The organism is Gemella cuniculi DSM 15828 (genome assembly GCF_000425665.1).
Lineage (GTDB): Bacteria > Bacillota > Bacilli > Staphylococcales > Gemellaceae > Gemella > Gemella cuniculi.
In genome coordinates, this window is the sequence record NZ_AUDW01000006.1 from 98275 (window position 1) to 117145 (window position 18871).

Sequence of the window (18871 nt, forward strand, 5' to 3'; positions counted from 1 at the left end):
CCCCTATTTTACCTTGGAAATAAATACACTCGCAAGTAAGTTTGCAACAATTAACGCTACTATATTTATTCCTATATATGTAAGCGTAATTTGTCCTAAAACAATACTTACCACTGTCAGTATTAGTGTTGTCATTCCTATAACTAAAGTCAATAACTTTTTAAAACTATTAATTTTTATTTCTTCATCTACAGGTAGTACATTATGCCAAATATTATTTCTTATTTGATTGTATAAAGGTACCAGTTGAATTATTGTTAAATAACTATATGATATTATAGTTACCGCACTAACGTATTGATTTTTAAAACTAAAAATAAATACTATTGCAACAAGCATCAGTCGTACCGCCAAAAATATAGTGTTTTCTTGTCGTAAAAATACTCTATAATAATAGTATTTAAAACTGTTTTCCTTGTTGAAGTTTTTTTGTGTTAACTTCGGAAGAAGTATATCAAAATACTTTCTTCTTGCAACTTTTACATTATTTAAAGGAACATCAACAAACATATTAATAAATTTCAAATAACTCTCCTGACGATTTTTATCATAATCTGCCGCTTCATTCCATCTTAATAAATAATAATTTCCGTTTTCAAATTTTATTCCTTTATTTTTATAATTGTACTCCTTAACAAAAATTGTAACAAGTATCGCAATAATAACCAAAGATAGAAATACTACATAAGGTGGATTTAAAAATAAAACAATTAACTGAGTAAAAATACTAAAAAATAATAAAACTTTTGTTGATAACTTTTGCCCAAAATACACAACTTCTTGCAACCTATATCCAATATTACAGAAGATAATTACTATAAGTGTTAATATCGTTACCTTATCAATATTCCCTATTCTATCTAATATAGGTTTCGCAACTATGTAAAAAATAATAAGAGTTATTAAATGTTTTATAGTACTTGCTAGAACAGTTTTTAAAATTTCCTTACCATAATATTTCTCAATAGGTAATAAAAATATTGAATCTGCCTCTTTTATAAAGGTTTTCACTCGCAGTGAAACCAAAATATAACTCAAAATCGCTGTACTAGATACAAAAACTACTCTTAATTCAAAATCACTTGCATTGTCCAACCATTTCGAATAATTTATCATCGCCGCTCCAAGCACTATAATAAGAAACATAATCAGGTGCGAATTAAATATATACTTACTATAAGTTACTCGTTGTTCACGTTCTCGTTTTCTTCTATCAGAGAAAATATTTTTTATGTTATTCATTACTACCTCTAGTTGTTAAAGCTAAATAAATTTCATCTAATGATGCACCTATCATATTAAACTCAGCTCTTAATTGCTCAAGATTACCTTCTGCTAAAATTTTTCCTTCATGAATAATAACAAAATTATCACAATACTTTTCCGCAGTTGCAAGTATGTGAGTAGACATTAATATACTCGCTCCCTTACTTCTTCTTTCACACATAAGATTAATTAGATCATTAATTGCTATAGGATCCAACCCCAAGAATGGTTCATCTATAATGTATAAACTAGGTTCTACTAAAAAAGCACAAATAATCATAACTTTTTGTTTCATTCCCTTTGAAAAATGTATCGGGAAAAATTTCTTTTTATCTTGTAGTTTAAACAAAGTAAGTAACTTATCTGCTCTTTCCCAAGTTTCATCCATTTTTAAATTATATGCCATAGCAGTCAAATTTATATGCTCTTCCAAAGTTAGTTCATCATATAAAACTGGTGATTCTGGAATATAGCTTATACTTTTTCTATATTTTTCATTATTATTGGTAATAGTAGTATTATTAACCTTAACTTCACCTTGCATAGCATGAAGAAGTCCTAAAATATGTTTTATTGTAGTACTTTTCCCCGCTCCATTTAATCCAATTAATGCTGTAATACTACCTTTTGTAATTTTTAAATTTATATTTTCTATAACTTTTTTTCTATTATACCCACCTGTTAAATTTTTTATCTCTAAAATATTTTCCATTATTTATTTTCCCCTTCCGATAATTTTATCAAAATTTCTTCAAGTTGATTATAAGTATTTTCTAATGTTGAACTGTTGTCAATAACATAATCTCCTAATTTCGATTTTTCTTCAGAACTTATTTGACTATTAATTCTTTTTAGTGCTTCTTTTTCTGAAAGTGAACTTCTCTTCATTAACCTTTCTAGCTGAATATCAAAATTAGAATGAACTACGATAATCTTATCTACTAAATCATTAAATTTAGCCTCAAAAAGTAATGCTACATCTAAAAATACTAATTTCTCTCTTTTATATTTTTTTTGTTCTCTCAAAACTTGCTTTCTTATTTCTGGGTGAATAATATCATTTAATAAAGTTAATTGCTTCTTATTTCCAAAAACAATTTTTCCCAATTCAACACGATCTACTTCATTATTTTTAATTATTTTTGAACCAAAATTTAAAACTAATCTCTTTTTTACTTCTTCATTAAACAATATATCATGTCCAACTTTATCAGCATCTATAACTATATATCCTCTTTTTTTCAAAAAATTAGATACTGTACTTTTTCCACACGCTATACTTCCTGTAATTCCTACATTCAAATTATCATCTCCAAAAAATTACTTAAGTATAATTTTATCACATTAACTATATATTTACTATAGAAAACATAGTTAGTTTATTAAAAGAATATAAACTCATAATAAATATTTTAATTTAAAAAAATAATTAAAATAACTAAAAAAAATCAAATATATATTTATAATCTAATATTTTTACAACATCATTTAAATTAGTGAGTAATTAAAAATAGAATATTAATCACTATAAATATTAATTTTTACATAATATTTAAAATGATTAATACTCCATACAAAATTTATTTTTCTTCATTAAATGGATTAATATCCATCTCTTCTAATTTTACAAATTTTTTCTTGGTTACTAATTTAAAACTCAAATATAAGATTAAACCAATAGCTGGACATACTAAATTATAAGACATCTGAACAAAACCACCTGTCAAATAATCTGAAATCAGTTGCAAAATAATTATTAAAATAAAAACTATTAATGCAATATACGAACCAACAATTCCTGTTTTTGCAGTATACGGTAATACATCTTCTGCTTTTTTGCCCTGTATTATTATGGCCTTTCTTAATCTAATTTGGGATATTAATGATACTATCCAAATTAACATAACAATAATTCCAACCATTGATAACAACATGTAATATCCACTAGAATTATACTTTTCAAATGCAAAACATAATATCATAAATATTGCTGAAAAAGTTAATGCTATAGTAGGAGTTGAATTTGAATTTAATTTTTTAAACGCTTTAGGCCCATAATTACTCAAACTTAATGAGAATAACTGTCTACTTGAAACATACATTCCCGAATTTGCTGCTGATAAAACTGAGGTCAAAATAACTATATTCATAATTACCGCAGCTATCGACAATCCTATATTTTGAAATACAATAGTAAATGGAGAAGCTGTAACATTACTCGTATCTAACAATCTTGTATCTTCTGCTGATACTATTGATGAAATAATAAACATCGTTGCTATGTAAAAAATCAAAATTCTCCAAAAAACTTGTTTTACAGCTTTCGGCATTGTTTCTTTAGGATTAGGTGACTCTCCTGCTGTCACTGCAACAACTTCTGTTCCTCCAAATGAGAATGCCGCTGTAGAAAATACTCCAAACAATCCTAGCATCCCTGCACTGGAAGTCTTTTCGCCATTTTTTACAAACATTGTTATTCCTGCATCAGGGTTATTCGTTATTCCAAAAATAATAGCAATACCTACTATTAAAAATACTACTACTGTTATCACTTTTATAATAGTTATCCAATATTCTACTTCACCAAATACTTTAACACTTACCAAATTTAAAACATACAATAACAATAAAAATACGATACAAATAGAAAATGTAGAAAATTTTCTAAAATATTCCCAATAATGAAGTATTTTTGATAATGTTATAATATCTACACTTGCAACCAATATCCATAATATCCAATATAACCACCCTATACCAAATCCCAATCCTGGATCTATAAATCTAGTTGCATACGAACCAAAAGATCCCGAAACTGGATAAAATGTCGCCAATTCTCCTATTGATGCCATTAAAAAATAAATAATAATTCCAATAAGTGCATAAGTAAATACTGCTCCATATGAACCTGCTTTACTTACAACAGCTCCACTTGCCATAAACAATCCTGTCCCTATGCACCCACCAATTGCAATCATACTTATGTGCCGTGCTTGCAAATTTCTTTCCATTTTAGGGTTTGCCATATAATCACGCCCTTTCCTAGTATTTAATAATAAATTATACTAGAATTTTTTTTATTTGTAAATAATTTTTCAGAAAACTTTTTATAAAATTATTTTTTATTACTTTATTTACAACTAATCTAATTTAATCATAATATTTCTTTACAATATTCATATCTAATGATAATTTTTTTTAATTATTTTATAATAACAATCACATTAAAATTTATAATTAAATATGTTGTGATTATACTTTAGATGATGCTGTTTATAATTTACTTACACAAAACAGAAAAATTATTTAAGTCTCAAATATTAAAAGAAAAACTTATATAACAAAAAAAAATTTTAACGATATAAAAAATAAAACATGATATAACACTTTCTCAATATACTTATACTCAACAAAAAAGTATATTGAGATTAATATATCATTACTAAAAAACAGCTGAGTTTATTATTTTTTAATAATTTAGATTCAGAAAATTTTTTCCAAAATTGTTAAATATGTACGACATTAAACTAACTCAACTTAATACACAATATACCTAAAGTAATAAATAAAAAAGATAGAGGTTAAAATCTCTATCTTTTTTATTTATTAAATTTCTCTTCTTGTTCTTCTTCTTGGTCTTGGATACATTTCTTGTTCTACTTCATTTTTTCCATAACCACTTGTAAACGAACTTGCCTCTGGTTGCTGTGGACGTTGGCTAAGAATGTCTCTTTCTACACTAACACCATCTTCTTCAAAACCAGTTGCGATAACTGTAACGATAATTTCGTCTGTTTTTTCTAAATCTTCATTAAACACTGTACCAAAAATCATATTTACTTCATCATCACTAGCTTCTTGCACTATACTTGCTGCAGCCTGTGCTTCAAATAAACTTAACGATGGTCCACCAGTAATATTTAATAATACACCTTTTGCTCCTACAATTGAAGTTTCAAGTAATGGAGATGAAATAGCTTTCTTAGCCGCTTCAATGGCTCTATTTTCTCCAGAAGCAACACCTATTCCCATTAAAGCAGAACCTTGATCTGCCATAATAGCCTTAACATCTGCAAAATCTAAATTCACTGTACCTGATACGTTAATTAAATCTGAAATACCTTGAACACCTTGACGAAGTACATTATCTGCTTCAACAAATGCTTGCATCATTGGAGTTGATTTATCAACAATATCTAATAATCTATCATTAGGAATTACGATTAATGTATCTACGGCACCTTTCAGTGAATTAATTCCAGCAGTAGACTGCACTTGACGTTTTTTTCCTTCAAAATTAAATGGACGAGTAACAACTCCCACTGTTAATGCACCTAATTCTTTAGCGATACTTGCCACTATTGGTGCTGCTCCAGTTCCAGTTCCACCACCCATTCCTGAAGTAACGAATACCATATCTGCACCCTCAAGTGCCTCTTCAATTTTATCTTTAGTTTCTTCTGCAGCTTTACGTCCTACTTCTGGATTTGCACCTGCTCCTAAACCTTTTGTCAATTTTTCTCCAATTTGAATTCTTACATCAGCTTTAGAACGTCTTAATGCTTGTGCATCTGTATTAACTGCGATAAACTCGACATTTTGAATTCCACTTTCTATCATTCGGTCAACAGCGTTTCCGCCTCCGCCACCGACTCCTACTACTTTAATTACTGCTGATTGATCAAATGCTTCTAACATAACTTTAAAATCCTCCTAATTATTATTCAAAAAATGAATTATACTTCTTACTTAATTTTGCGAAAAATCCTTGCTCTTTATCTTCTTTTTTCGTAATTTCTTCTTGATAAACTTCATTCAGCTCATTTTCATGTGAGCTTGTATCAATCATTGAAGTTTTTTGATTATTATTCGAAACAGGAATTTCCTCTACTGCCGTTACATTCTCGAATGTAGTATTGGTATTTTTTACAGTAGCTACTTCTTCTGTTATTTGGTATCCAAATAATGATTCTATTTTATAACTACTTGTTAAAGTTCCCACTACAACTGACAATTCTGGAGAGTTAGCTCCTATAATTTTAGGAGAACCAATTCTTACATTCATCTTTCTTAACATATCTTTAGCCAATTCTAATACACCTGGCATAAGAGTTGTTCCCCCTGTTAAAACTACATTACCCTTTACTCTATTTATTCCTGCTTTTCTCAACGTGTCAAAAGCACGTAAAATTATTTCTTCTACTATTTCTTCTATGTAGTCTGCTAATTCTTTCTGAGTATATGGCTCTTCTTCTGGCTCTAAATTATCTAATTCTATTATAATTTGTGATGAAGCTGTATCATAAAAAGCATGCCCCTGAGTAAGTTTTATTTCCTCAGCTCTTTTCATTGTAACATTTAAAACATCAGAAATAGTTCTTGTTATATCTTCTCCAGCTAATTCTATAGATTGTGATAATTGGAGGATCCCATCCTCAAAATAACTTACAGTCGTAAGTCCTGCTCCAATATCAATAATCACAGAACCATAATCTTTTTCCTCATCATTTAATAATAATTCTCCTAGAGAATGAGATGTACAAAATGTTTCATTACAGTCTAGCCTCAAGTTTTCTATACTTTTATATATCGTATGAAGATGTGTTCTTGAGGTTAAGACTCTATTACCTGTAACCTCAAAAGTGTTATGCACTGTCATCCCTTTAGGTTTTTTAATATTTTCTATATCGTCCAATCTGTAATAATCAGGAATAACCTGAACTACTTCTCTTTCTCTAGGTAATGGTAAAATTTTAGCTTCCTCTATAACTTCTTCTATATCTCTACCATCTATATCATGTTTAGTATCAAATTGAATTTCCGCTACACTTTTTTTTATATGAGTGTGTATACTTGGAACTGCTACATATAACGATCTTATATCCTTATTAGCTTCACTTTTTGCAATATCTATCGCCTTTTGAATATCTCTAGATGCGGATTCTACATCTATTATATTGCCTCTTTTTATAGCTGTAGTTTTTACAATACCTACACCCAGTATATTCAACTTTTCATATACTACATCCGCAATAATCACCTTAATACTTGATGATCCAAGATCAATTGAAGTATATAATTGTGAACTCAAGTCAAACACTCCTTCCTTTTTATTTTCTAGTATTATAATAAAATTGTAAATACCAACAAATTCTATTTACACATACTAAATTATATCATAAATTTTAAAAAAAAAATATGAAAAACACCAAAAAAATTTAAATTTTATTAAATTATTTGTCAATTCTATTATAAAAATTTAAAATTTAAATTTTTTATAACAATACTGCCTAAAATATAAAACTCTAGACAGTATTTTTCTATGGTGTGTTTCTTTTTTTCTGTGTCGTAGCACTTTTTTGTTTTTGACTATTATTTAAATTTTTTTCTGAAGTTTGATTTTTTTGTTCCTTATTAGTACTTTCATCAGAAACAACATTATTTTTATTATTCTGATTCCCTACACCACTTTTGTTTAAAAGAGCATTGATTTTTTTAGATTTTTCTTTATCTGTTTTTTCTGTTTCAAGATATGTGCCATTTATCAAGTTTAATGTAGTTTTATTCTTGTCTTTAATGTACTTAGAAATTTCGTCATAATAGTTTAATTTTTCTGCAAAGGATGAACTAAGTGCTTTCACTTTTTGTCCATCTTTCATATATATTATTATAGTATTATCTTTATCATTTATTATTTCAGAAATTTGTGATAAGACCTCCGTTTTTAATTCTGATAAATTTTTATAAATCTCTCTTAATTTGCCGTTATCATCTTTGAATTTTTCCAAAATTGGGAGATTATAATTATTTCTAATTTTACCACTATACACATCTCCATTTTCCATGATAGCTTGATAATTACCATCTTCTAGTTTATTTTGTGCGATAAGTTTATATTCTTCTACACTTATAACAATAGAGGATAACATTTTTGATTTTACGCTTACATTTTTCAAGATGTTATATTTATCTTTTATCTTTTTTTCAACATCTGTATCCTTAATAGACCATGTTTTAAGATTTGTATTTATTCCCCCAGCTTCTAAAATTTCTTCTTTAGAAATTTGACTATAACCTGAAACTTCAATATTTTTTAATTTTACATAAGGACTGAACATAAAAGCGATAAATAAAATTACAACTGAAAATAAACCTATTATAAAAGTTAGCTCTCTTCTTTTTCTCTTTTTTATTTTTGATAATGAAGTTTGCTTTTGATTATCAATTATTTTTGAAAGTAATTTTTTATTTTTACTATTCATAGCTAACTATCCTTTATTTTTAATTTTATTAAATGTTTCTATAAATTCATCTCCACGCTCTTCAAAACATTTATATTGATCCCAAGAAGCACAAGCTGGCGACAATAATATTATGTCCCCAATCTCAGCAAGTTCACTCGCTAAGGCTGTCGCATCAGCTATTTTTAATGCTCTTTGGCAATTTATATTATTTTTGGTAGCTAATTCATATAAAATTTCTTTACTCTCTCCCACAACTACCATAGTTTTTATCCTATCAAAGTATGGTACTAACTCTTTAAAATCAACTCCTCTATCTTTACCACCGCAAATTAAAATAATATTTTCTTTAAATCCAGCCAGTGCAGTTGTTGTTGCAACAGGATTAGTTGCTTTAGAATCGTTATAATATTTTACTCCATTAGCATCCCCTACATATTGAAGTCTATGCTTTACTCCATTAAACGTGTAAATAACAGCTCTTATATTTTCTACACTTGCACCTTTCATATAAGAAATTACAGCTGCATTTATAGCATTCTCGACATTATGTAATCCTGGAAGTTTTAATTTTCTTATATCAAACAATTCCTTATTTCTAAAAACCACCATATTATTTTTTACAAAAACGTCCGCATCTGTGTTATCTTTTGTATCATAAAAAATTATTGTTGAATTTATTTGATTAAGATTATACTTTTCTCTCTCTTTTATATTCAAAATTAGAACATCTTCTTCTGTTTGATTTTTATAAATTTTTCGCTTAGCATTTTGGTAATTTTCTACACTTCCATGGTAATCTAAATGACCAGTTCCCAAATTAGTTATCACTGCAATACTGGGTTTAAAATATTTTGTCCCTTCCAACTGAAATGATGAAACCTCTGTTACTATCAAAGAATTTTGGTGTTCATACGCTACTTCTATTGATGGATATCCTATATTCCCTGCTAAAAAAGTATTTTTTGGATTATCTTTCTTTAAAATTTCATAAGTCATTTGAGTAGTTGTTGTTTTACCGTTCGTACCAGTTATAGCGACCATATCAACATTGAATAGAGTGTTAGTTAACTCTATTTCGGTTATTATATCAATATCTTTTTCAATAGCTTTCTGTAATATTTCTATCCCATATGATATTCCTGGATTTTTTACTATTAAATCTATTTCCTCTAATAACGACAATGGATGACTCTTATCAACAATCTTCACACCAAGTTCTCGAAGTTCTCTAGCATGAGCATTATTACTTAAATCATCTGCTGCATTTAAAGTTACATCAAAATTTAATTTTTTTAAAATTTTTGCTGTAGAATATCCACTTCTCGCAAAACCTAAAATCAATATTTTTTTATTTTTTAAATTTATCATTTTATTTTACCCCTATAAAATATCCTATAATTGAAGAAATAATCGCTATAGCCACAAATAAATAAACTGTTTTTACTTCACCATATCCTGATAATTCAAAGTGATGATGTAAAGGAGACATTTTAAATATTCTTTTCCCAGTTTTCTTGAAATAAGTAACCTGAATAATTACTGATAAGGTTTCTAATATATAAACTAATCCAATAAATAAAAATGCAATTTCTTTATGCAAAATTATGGATATTGCTGCTAATATTCCCCCGAGAGCTAGTGAACCAGTGTCACCCATAAATATCTTTGCTGGTTTTTTATTAAATAGTAAAAAACCAATCAATGAACCTATTATTACTAAACAAAATACTAAAATTGGAAAATTATTTTCTCTGTATGCTATTAGTGCAAAAGTTCCTGTAGTTATTATAGTAACACTGGTAGCAAGTCCATCTAATCCATCTGTAAGATTTACTGCGTTTGAAAATCCTGTTTGCCAAAACACTACAAATATTATATATAAATAAGAAATATTTAAATGATATCCAATAAATGGTATCTCTATATAATTTACATCAACATATATAATTTTAATTAAAATATAAAAAATTACCGAAAATAAAATTTGTAATATCAATTTTTTTCTTGGTGATAGACCATCATTTTTTTTCTTAACTACTATTAACATATCATCAATGTACCCAATTAAAGAAAATGATAATGTCGTATAAATAAATAAGAAATAATATTTTGCATTACTACCATCTAAAAACATAGCTATAACTAAAGCTATCACTATAGCAACAATAAAGGAAATTCCTCCCATAGTGGGAGTTCCTTTTTTATGCATATGACTTTGTGGTCCTTCCATTCTAATTTCTTGACCAAACTTCAAGTAATGTAAATATTTTATTAACTTTGGTAGCATTAATACCGTTAATAAGAAAGCCATAATTAACAACGATACAGCAATCGTCACAGTTGAATTACTCATCTTTTTCTCCTAACTAAATTTTATTTTGATACTATCCCCTTTTTTAACTATTTTTCTTGATGCTACTGACTGATTTGTTGCATATCCATTGCCTTCAGTTTCTACATTTAATCCCGCTAATTTAGCATAAGTTAAAACTTCTGTCTTAGACCATCCAACAAAGTTAGGAAGCTCAATATTACTCTGCGATAAAACTAGAAATACCTTGTCATCTTTTTTGAATGTATTATTTTCTGATGGAAATTGCTCTATTATATTATTTCCTTGTCCTATGGTAATAACATTTTTAGTTTTTGTAGATAAACTTGATACTGCAGTATCGGCATTAGCACCTATAAGATTTTCCATCTTATAAACTTGTGTTTCATCACTACCATTACTTTTTTGAACATTTAAATAATTTAATGTATTTTCCATAATTGGTTTAAATATTTCAGAAGACGCTTTTGCCGAACTTTCTGCTAAGTTTTTTGTTGGCACTTTCATTCCTACATAAACTATTACCTCTGGATTTTCACTAGGTGCATATCCTATAAATGAATGCATAACTTTATATGGACTCTTATAGTATGTTCCTGTTTTTGGATCAACAACTTCAGCAGTACCTGTTTTTCCAGAAACACTGTAGTTATCTAATGAATATCTTTTACCACCTTGTGCCCATTGTCCATTTACTACACCATAAAGTTCTTCTTTCATCCTATCAGCCGTAGCTTTTGAAATTGGTGTTCCCACTATTTTTTTCTCTCCAATATTGACATCTTTATTCAAAGTCTTATCATGAACTCTTTTTAAAAAGTATGGTGCAAGCATTTGTCCATCATTTAGAATAGCTGTTTCTGCTTGAACCATTTGCATTGCAGTTACCGTACTTCCCTGTCCAAACACAGTAGTTGAGGCTGAAACTTTGTTATTAAATACTAAATCCCCAGCTGCCTCATTTCCAAATAAAGAATTAGTAGATTTCCCAAAACCAAAATTTTCTAACCCAGTTTTCAATTTCTCAGTCCCTAAACTTTGAAGCAATGTTAACATTAATGTATTAGAAGATTGTTGAAATCCGTGGCGTTGTGTAATTGTTCCCCAACCAACTCTATTCCAGTCATAAATTGTTGCATCTTCTACTTTATATGAACCTGATCTGTAATATGCATTAGGATTATAAACATTATTCTCCATCATTACCGACATTGTAAATGTCTTAAGTGTAGACCCTGGCTCATATGCAGAGTTATAAAATATATTTGACCATGCACTTTCTAAATTTTCTTGTGTATTAGGATTAAATGCTGGAGTTTGTCCTAATCCTAATATTTCTCCAGTTTTCGCACTTACTGCAATTGCGAAAGCACTCTCTGGTTGATATTTATCATGAATATCCTTCAACGTATTATCAATAAAACCTTGGATATTTTTATCAATTGTTAGATGTATATCTGCACCATCTACTGGTTTAATTTCTACCTTAGGTATGTTAGAAACAACTTTACCCCAAGCATCTTTAGCATATGTTATATGACCTTCTTTTCCTCGTAGATAATAATCAAAAGTTTTTTCAATTCCTAGTCTTCCTGTTATCAAATCACTGTCCGGAGAATTTTGAGCAAATCCTAAGAAATTTCCCAACATACTTCCATTTGGATAATATCTTTTTGTCGTAGCAATAAATTGTATACCTGGAAGATTCAACTCTTCAATTTTTTTCTTAACTTCTACACTAATATCTTTCCCAGCTGTTCCAAATTCTACCTGATAGACTCCTTGCTTTTGTAAAATTTCCTTAATTTTACTTTTATCCAATTTTATAAATTTTGACAATTCTTCTGCCGTTTTATCAACATCTTTCACATGTCTAGGATGTTCATCATCTTCTGTTGCTTTTTCTGATACTACCGCAACCAGTTTATATGATTCAATATTATCTGCTAAAATATTCCCATTTCTATCATAAATTTTTCCTCTATTAGGTTGCAAACTTGAATCAATTTTATATTTTTTATCAGCTAATTCAGATAAATTTTGACCACGAACTGTACCGATCAACATCATTTGTCCAATATTTATAACTAAAATCCATACAAAGAAAAAAACAAAAATTATAAAAAATACGATTTTTGTTCTTTCCCTCGAGATATAATCTTTCTTTTTCAAACTTTTTTTATCTTCTAAAAACCTCAAAGTAAATATTTTTCTAAAAAGTTTTTTCAATTATCTCACTACCTTTATGTTATCTTTTTGAGTCTTCATCCCTAAACTCTCAGCAATTTTCTTCACTCTTTCATATGAAGACAAATTATTAATGATAACCTTCTGTTCGTTATTATCTTTTTGTTTTTCTGAAATAACTACATCATTTTTCTGCTGAGTACTTTTTAAAGAATATAACTCACCTTTATAGTTTAACATAACTATGTTCGCAAGTAAAATAACTCCTACAAAAATTCCATATCCAGCTTTTTCAAATAAATTAAACTTTACTTTTTCTTGTACTTTCCTTACACCATATTCTCTACTATATACTTTTAATGTTGCCATTTTTATTTCCCCTAATCATCTTTTTTCTGTACCTCTGCTATCCTTAATTTTGCACTATGAGAACGATTATTTTCTTCTAATTCTCTGTTACTAGGATAAATAGGTTTTTTTGTAATAACTTTTAATTTTGATAAACTCTCCTGTGGCATTATTGGAAGATTTTTAGGTAAATCTTCTTTTTTAGAATATGCATTAAAAATCTGCTTGCAAATTCGATCTTCTAATGAATGAAAGGTAATAACCGAAATTCTTCCTCCCACACAAACCATGTCTATAGCTTGTTCTAGTGATTTTTCAAAAACAGATAATTCATTATTAACTGCAATCCTTATTGCTTGAAAAACCCGTTTAGCAGGATGCCCCCCTGTTCTTCTTTTGGCAGCAGGGATTGATTCCTTAATTATATCTACCAATTCAAATGTTGTTTCTATGGGTTTTTGTTCTCTTTTTCTTTCAATATTTCTCGCTATTTGTTTTGAAAATTTTTCTTCTCCATACCGATAAAATATCTTCACTAAATCATGATAACTACAATTATTCACTATATCGTATGCACTTAATTCAGCATCTGTATCCATGCGCATGTCTAATCGAGTGTTATAATTATAACTAAATCCTCTCTCTGGAGTATCAAACTGAGGTGATGATACACCTAAATCATACAAAACACCATCAACCTCAACTACACCATATTCTAATAATTTTTTCTGTAAATTTTCAAAATTTGATTTTATAAAAACAACTTTGTCACTATATTCAATCAACTTTTCCTTAGCATGTTCTATAGCAACACTATCTTGATCAAACGCATATAATTTTCCATTTTTTAACCTTTTCAAAATTTCCAAACTATGCCCTGCACCACCCAAAGTGCAATCAACATAAATTCCATCTTCTTTAATATTTAAGCCGTCTACAGCTTCTTCTAATAAAACACTATAATGTTTAAACATCTTCTTCCACCCTAAAAATCAAAATCTTCTAGTTCTTCTGCAATTTCTTCTACACTTGCTTCACTTTCAACAAGTAAGTTTTCCCAACGTGATTTATCCCATATCTCTATTCTATTTGATAAACCATTTACTACACACTCTTTAGCTAAAAAAGCATGCTCTATTAAAGAGTTGGGTATGTTGATTCTTCCTTGCTTATCAATTTCTACCTCGGTTGCACCAGAAAAGAAAAAGCGTTGGAAAGTACGTGCATTCTTTTTAGTAATAGGTAGTGATTTTATTTTACTTTCTACTTTTTGCCACTCTTGTAGTGAATAGCCAAATAAACAAGAGTCTAAACCTCTTGTTATAATAAATTTTTCTCCTAACTCCTCCCTAAATTTTATAGGGATACTAAGCCGTCCTTTGGAATCCATTTTATTATTATATTGACCAATAAACACTACTTTCACCACCTTACTTTTATAATTTACCACATTTCCCCACTTTTTTCCACTATTTTGCGGAAAATTTATTAATTATTTTTAAATTTTATTAATAAATGCTAATTTATCAAAAAAATAGGCATATAAAATTATTAATAATTTTATATGCCTATTTTCATTTTTATTATTTTATAAATATTTTTTAACCACACACAAAATAGCTATTATGCTGTGCTATTAACTTATTAAGTTAGAATCAATAACTGTAGATTTCTTTATAAAACTTAATTGATAGCTACTATAATTATTGAACCTATAGTTCTGATTTCAAACAGTACTAATATTTTCAATTTTTAAATTTATATCTACTATTTCAAACTAAAAAATATTCAGTGTGAATAAATTTTTAATTCACACTGAATATTAATAATACTCTAATTATTTTGCATCGCTTTTTTCAAAACAATTCAATTGTAGTATTCTCTCTCATTCTCTCCATCAAGAAAATACTCTGTACTCAATGACTTTATTCTTTCTACTATTCTTAATGCCTTTGTATAATCTACAGCATTTTTAGAATTTGATAAAAGTATTACCAAATCTTCAAAACTTAAATTTGATGAAAAAAATGTCGGAAGATTCTCTGCCTCTCTAAAATTAATTATTGGTCCTAAAATTTCATCACGTATAAATTCTGTTATATTTTCAGCACCAATATCATCAATTATAAGTATTTCTTCAGAACGTACAATATCAATATATTGATTATATTCATTTGTACTAATCTTTGTTTTTATCTTTCTTATAAATTCTGGATAATAAATAATTGTTGGTTCCTTACCTTGTTCTCTAAAATAATTATATATACATCCCATAAGATATGTTTTCCCTACACCAGTTGGTCCATAAACATATATACCTTTTTGTTTTTGATTGTTTATAATATTTTTGCAAGTTTTTATAATTTCTACTGCTAGTAGTCCTTTTTGTTTTCTCTTTGATAAATTTTCAAAATTGTAAGTAAGTATTTTAGACGGAACAAACTCCGTTTTAATTCTATTATTTAGTTGAAGGCTAAGTCTATAATCGCGATATTCTTCTGTTTCTGAATACAAAATATAAACTTCACCATTATTATAAATCAAATTCGGAATGTGATTTATATTTAAGTTATTATCCTTAGAAATATAATATTGATAAAATTTTTCTAAATTTTCCTCAATTTCATTTTTATTTAAATTGTTATCTTTTATGAATTTAATTACTTCATAATCTCTTAATACTTTTTCTGATATAAATTTTTTATAGGTTTCTTCTGTATCCATGGTTACTAAGCTAGCTAATTTTTTCATTAATTATTCCTTTTATTATTTAATTCATTTAACATTTTATTATATATTTCTTCATCTTCTACCATAATCTTGCTCTGTTCTGAGGATTTTTTCACAGATAATTTTTTCATTCGTTCTTCTAAATATTCGGGAAATGGAGCTTGATAAACATTTCTCTTACTTATAGTAGAATTTTTATTTGATACTTTTTTTAACTTATCTGTACTTTTTGCATTTTGTCTATTATTACGAATTTTACGTATATAGTCAATAGCATCTTGTGCTCCTAGTAACTTCTGTCCTGACCATGAACTCGCAATTTTATCAATATAATTTTTATGTGGCAATCCATGTGAATTACTAATATTTATAGAATATTCTAATAAGATATTCAACACCCCTGTAGGAAAATTATACTTATCTTGTAATTCAGCTATAGCCCTAGCGTCAACACTTGAAATTACTAGACCTTTTTGCTTATTCAAATAAGAAATATAGTTGGTATTATCCGCCTCTCGTACAAATTTATCTTCTTCTGAAAGTTCTTCACCAGCCTCCTCAACTAGCTTCTTGCTTACCATATTATCAAGAGTTGGCACCTCTTGTTTTCTAACATTAACATATAATTGAACAAAATAATTCTTTAAAGAGTCAATATTTAATATAGAATTTCCATTAGAAATTTCTACACTTTTCTCAATTCCCTTAGCCATATCCTGTGGTGTAATCTTATACAAATGTGCTAATCCCAAAATATTATTTTTTGTAACTTTATTATCTAAAATATCACTTAAATAACTACTTGCCAAAAAATAATTTAATTTTGAAAAATCAAAATAATATTCATCAAAATTTGGTCCTTCAATTATTTTATCTACACTACTTTCTATATTATAATCTGTAACATTTTCTAAGCGATAAATATCTGAAAATTTCACAGTAAGATCTTCAAAACTATTAAAATTCACCTTATTATATGAAAAATTATCTTTTAATTCAGCATATTGTCTACTTCCTATCGTATTTTCTAAAAGTTGTGCCAATACTGCCGTGTTAAAAAACTCATTAAAACTAAGAACTCTTTTTATCTTGTAAACATATTGTCCAACTCCATCATTATTAATATAATATGTCTGAAGTAAACCCATAGCCTCCAATTTCTTTCTAGCTATAGTAAATTTATTAATATCAAAAAGTAAATTATCAAATATATCATAATGCAAAAAATTGCTAGACAGATTTTTTTCTCCTAATATTTTTGTTCCCAAGAATTGATATAGTTTTATTGCATCACTACCCACTAAAGGCAGATATAATAAATTCAATTCTTTTACACAAAAAGAAAGATCAAAATCATTATAGACACAATAAAAATCCTTTTGCGAAAAATTACTTACCATTATTTTCATCCATCACTTCTATAATAATTTGTGTATACTCCAATGCATAGATAAAATCTGGATTATAATCGTATTTTATTTTATCATCATTTTTCAAAGGAGCATAAAATGATTTAACTAAGATAGGGTAAATATTATCCAACAACAATTTTGAATTATCATTTTCATATAATTCTCTAAGAAAGACAAATACTTTCCTCACACTATTAAGAAACTCATCTTTAGTAGGTGTATTTATATTAGTATAACTTTCTATCTTAGTAGAAAAATTTAAAATATTTTTCTTATCTTTTTTCGCAACAAATGTTCTCAAATCATCTATTAATTCGTACATATAATTGAAGAAGTTCTCAAAATTTTCTAAGTACTCATTATCAATTATTTTAGATTCATTTTTTAGTAATAGTTGATTTATATTATAATCTGTTACAAATAAATAAATTTTATATAAATCTGAAAACTCAATATCATTTAAATTACAATAATCTGAAACTATGGATTTTAGGCTATTCCCTTCTTTATAAATATTGTAAAGAGTATTCAACCAAATAAACTCTTCCAATTTTTTATCATTTATTAGTGTAATAAGATAATTATTGAAACTATATTCCTTTTCATCTTCAAAGATAATGGCTGTTCTACTCTCAATACGTGATAAAATCAAATTAAATTGATTTTCTATCTCTCTATCATAATTTTCTTTATCAAAATTTGGTTTTAAATCTGCTTTTATTCTTATATCTAAATTATCAATTCTTTCTTTATAAATCTCATTAAATTCAGGTTTTTGAGAATGGTAATAAGATTCTATAGCTTTATTAAACTCCAAAACTTTTCCTAATATTTTTATATATGCAACTTTTATATTTTTATTGTTAGTTATTTCGTTTATTATTTTTAAGGCACTCAATATATCTTTTTTATTTTCATTTGTTAAAACTAATGTCTTTTCATCTTCCAAATAAAACATTTCTACGCCCTCCTAAAAATTCTATTTATATAATATAATACTCCATTTTAAAAATAAAATCAAAATAAAAGTCATGAATTTTATCGACAAATCTTTTTGCCCTTTTTATAATTGGTATACAAAAATAAAAAAAGTATCGATTTTTTTCGGTACTTCTTTCTTCTTTCTTCCTTATAGAAAATAAAAAAAAAGAACCTCCCCAAAAGGAAGCCCTCCTCAAAAGCCTGGCAACGTTCTAGTCTCACAGGGCGTAAACCCAACTACATTCGACGCTAAAGAGCTTAACTTCTGTGTTCGGTATGGGTACAGGTGTGTCCTCTTCGCTATCGCCACCAGACGAAAACTTCATACATATATTATCTCTTCTTCTTCTACAGCTCGAACTTCACTTGAT

The 18871-nt window shown here is 27.6% G+C and carries 16 protein-coding genes and 1 rRNA gene; all 17 read right to left on the minus strand.

Translation table 11 applies throughout. The features are described 5' to 3' along the window. Window positions 1-3: 3 nt before the first annotated feature. Window positions 4-1242, minus strand: coding sequence for an ABC transporter permease (locus H612_RS0100445; protein WP_027129681.1), 1239 nt, complete (start codon window positions 1240-1242; stop codon window positions 4-6). Beyond that, window positions 1235-1978, minus strand: coding sequence for an ABC transporter ATP-binding protein (locus tag H612_RS0100450; protein ID WP_027129682.1), 744 nt, complete (start codon window positions 1976-1978; stop codon window positions 1235-1237). Before H612_RS0100450 ends, H612_RS0100445 begins: the two co-directional genes overlap by 8 nt. Beyond that, window positions 1978-2568 carry a dephospho-CoA kinase gene (gene coaE / locus H612_RS0100455; RefSeq protein WP_027129683.1) on the minus strand — a complete coding sequence of 197 codons (591 nt, stop codon included), beginning with the start codon at window positions 2566-2568 and terminating at the stop codon, window positions 1978-1980. Before coaE ends, H612_RS0100450 begins: the two co-directional genes overlap by 1 nt. 278 nt (window positions 2569-2846) lie before the next feature. Beyond that, window positions 2847-4292, minus strand: coding sequence for an amino acid permease (locus H612_RS0100460; RefSeq protein WP_027129684.1), 1446 nt, complete (start codon window positions 4290-4292; stop codon window positions 2847-2849). A 580-nt stretch (window positions 4293-4872) separates the two neighbouring features. Next, window positions 4873-5964, minus strand: a complete 1092-nt coding sequence (ftsZ, locus tag H612_RS0100465; protein WP_027129685.1) for a cell division protein FtsZ — start codon at window positions 5962-5964, stop codon at window positions 4873-4875. A gap of 22 nt (window positions 5965-5986) precedes the next feature. Further along, complete coding sequence (gene ftsA, locus H612_RS0100470) at window positions 5987-7366, minus strand: cell division protein FtsA (RefSeq protein WP_245570426.1); 1380 nt, start codon at window positions 7364-7366, stop codon at window positions 5987-5989. A gap of 220 nt (window positions 7367-7586) precedes the next feature. Then, window positions 7587-8528 carry a cell division protein FtsQ/DivIB gene (locus H612_RS0100475; RefSeq protein ID WP_027129687.1) on the minus strand — a complete coding sequence of 314 codons (942 nt, stop codon included), beginning with the start codon at window positions 8526-8528 and terminating at the stop codon, window positions 7587-7589. 6 nt (window positions 8529-8534) lie between these two features. Beyond that, window positions 8535-9878: a UDP-N-acetylmuramoyl-L-alanine--D-glutamate ligase gene (gene murD / locus H612_RS0100480; RefSeq protein WP_027129688.1), complete on the minus strand. Its 1344-nt coding sequence runs from the start codon at window positions 9876-9878 to the stop codon at window positions 8535-8537. A 1-nt stretch (window position 9879) separates the two neighbouring features. Beyond that, window positions 9880-10863: a phospho-N-acetylmuramoyl-pentapeptide-transferase gene (gene mraY / locus H612_RS0100485; RefSeq protein ID WP_051210071.1), complete on the minus strand. Its 984-nt coding sequence runs from the start codon at window positions 10861-10863 to the stop codon at window positions 9880-9882. A gap of 9 nt (window positions 10864-10872) precedes the next feature. Then, window positions 10873-12909 (minus strand): penicillin-binding transpeptidase domain-containing protein, encoded by a 2037-nt coding sequence (locus H612_RS0100490; protein WP_245570427.1) that lies wholly within the window; start codon window positions 12907-12909, stop codon window positions 10873-10875. 162 nt (window positions 12910-13071) lie between these two features. Beyond that, window positions 13072-13398, minus strand: a complete 327-nt coding sequence (locus tag H612_RS0100495; protein ID WP_027129691.1) for a cell division protein FtsL — start codon at window positions 13396-13398, stop codon at window positions 13072-13074. A gap of 11 nt (window positions 13399-13409) precedes the next feature. Next, a complete protein-coding gene (gene rsmH, locus H612_RS0100500) occupies window positions 13410-14351 on the minus strand; it encodes a 16S rRNA (cytosine(1402)-N(4))-methyltransferase RsmH (protein WP_027129692.1) in 942 nt (313 codons plus the stop codon). A gap of 11 nt (window positions 14352-14362) precedes the next feature. Then, on the minus strand, window positions 14363-14794 hold the full coding sequence (gene mraZ, locus H612_RS0100505; RefSeq protein ID WP_027129693.1) for a division/cell wall cluster transcriptional repressor MraZ: 432 nt from the start codon (window positions 14792-14794) through the stop codon (window positions 14363-14365). 449 nt (window positions 14795-15243) lie between these two features. Beyond that, window positions 15244-16128: a primosomal protein DnaI gene (gene dnaI, locus H612_RS0100510; protein ID WP_027129694.1), complete on the minus strand. Its 885-nt coding sequence runs from the start codon at window positions 16126-16128 to the stop codon at window positions 15244-15246. Continuing rightward, the gene (locus tag H612_RS0100515; RefSeq protein WP_027129695.1) at window positions 16128-17507 is read right to left on the minus strand and encodes a DnaD domain protein; all 1380 of its coding nucleotides are present in this window, start codon (window positions 17505-17507) and stop codon (window positions 16128-16130) included. The genes dnaI and H612_RS0100515 overlap by 1 nt, the downstream gene beginning before the upstream one ends. Next, on the minus strand, window positions 17497-18477 hold the full coding sequence (locus tag H612_RS0100520; protein WP_027129696.1) for a hypothetical protein: 981 nt from the start codon (window positions 18475-18477) through the stop codon (window positions 17497-17499). The genes H612_RS0100515 and H612_RS0100520 overlap by 11 nt, the downstream gene beginning before the upstream one ends. Window positions 18478-18699: 222 nt before the next feature. Then, window positions 18700-18814, minus strand: a 5S ribosomal RNA gene (gene rrf, locus H612_RS0100525). Window positions 18815-18871 lie beyond the last annotated feature (57 nt).

Bases quoted from the DNA above. Each gene is read 5' to 3' on its own strand.
- ftsZ (WP_027129685.1), bottom strand. From the start codon at position 5,964: ATGTTAGAAGCATTTGATCAATCAGCAGTAATTAAAGTAGTAGGAGTC.
- murD (WP_027129688.1), bottom strand. From the start codon at position 9,878: ATGATAAATTTAAAAAATAAAAAAATATTGATTTTAGGTTTTGCGAGA.
- rsmH (WP_027129692.1), bottom strand. From the start codon at position 14,351: ATGTTTAAACATTATAGTGTTTTATTAGAAGAAGCTGTAGACGGCTTA.
- H612_RS0100475 (WP_027129687.1), bottom strand. From the start codon at position 8,528: ATGAATAGTAAAAATAAAAAATTACTTTCAAAAATAATTGATAATCAA.
- dnaI (WP_027129694.1), bottom strand. From the start codon at position 16,128: ATGAAAAAATTAGCTAGCTTAGTAACCATGGATACAGAAGAAACCTAT.
- H612_RS0100460 (WP_027129684.1), bottom strand. From the start codon at position 4,292: ATGGCAAACCCTAAAATGGAAAGAAATTTGCAAGCACGGCACATAAGT.
- H612_RS0100490 (WP_245570427.1), bottom strand. From the start codon at position 12,909: ATGTTGATCGGTACAGTTCGTGGTCAAAATTTATCTGAATTAGCTGAT.
- H612_RS0100495 (WP_027129691.1), bottom strand. From the start codon at position 13,398: ATGGCAACATTAAAAGTATATAGTAGAGAATATGGTGTAAGGAAAGTA.
- H612_RS0100450 (WP_027129682.1), bottom strand. From the start codon at position 1,978: ATGGAAAATATTTTAGAGATAAAAAATTTAACAGGTGGGTATAATAGA.
- H612_RS0100515 (WP_027129695.1), bottom strand. From the start codon at position 17,507: ATGGTAAGTAATTTTTCGCAAAAGGATTTTTATTGTGTCTATAATGAT.
- mraY (WP_051210071.1), bottom strand. From the start codon at position 10,863: ATGAGTAATTCAACTGTGACGATTGCTGTATCGTTGTTAATTATGGCT.
- H612_RS0100520 (WP_027129696.1), bottom strand. From the start codon at position 18,477: ATGTTTTATTTGGAAGATGAAAAGACATTAGTTTTAACAAATGAAAAT.
- H612_RS0100445 (WP_027129681.1), bottom strand. From the start codon at position 1,242: ATGAATAACATAAAAAATATTTTCTCTGATAGAAGAAAACGAGAACGT.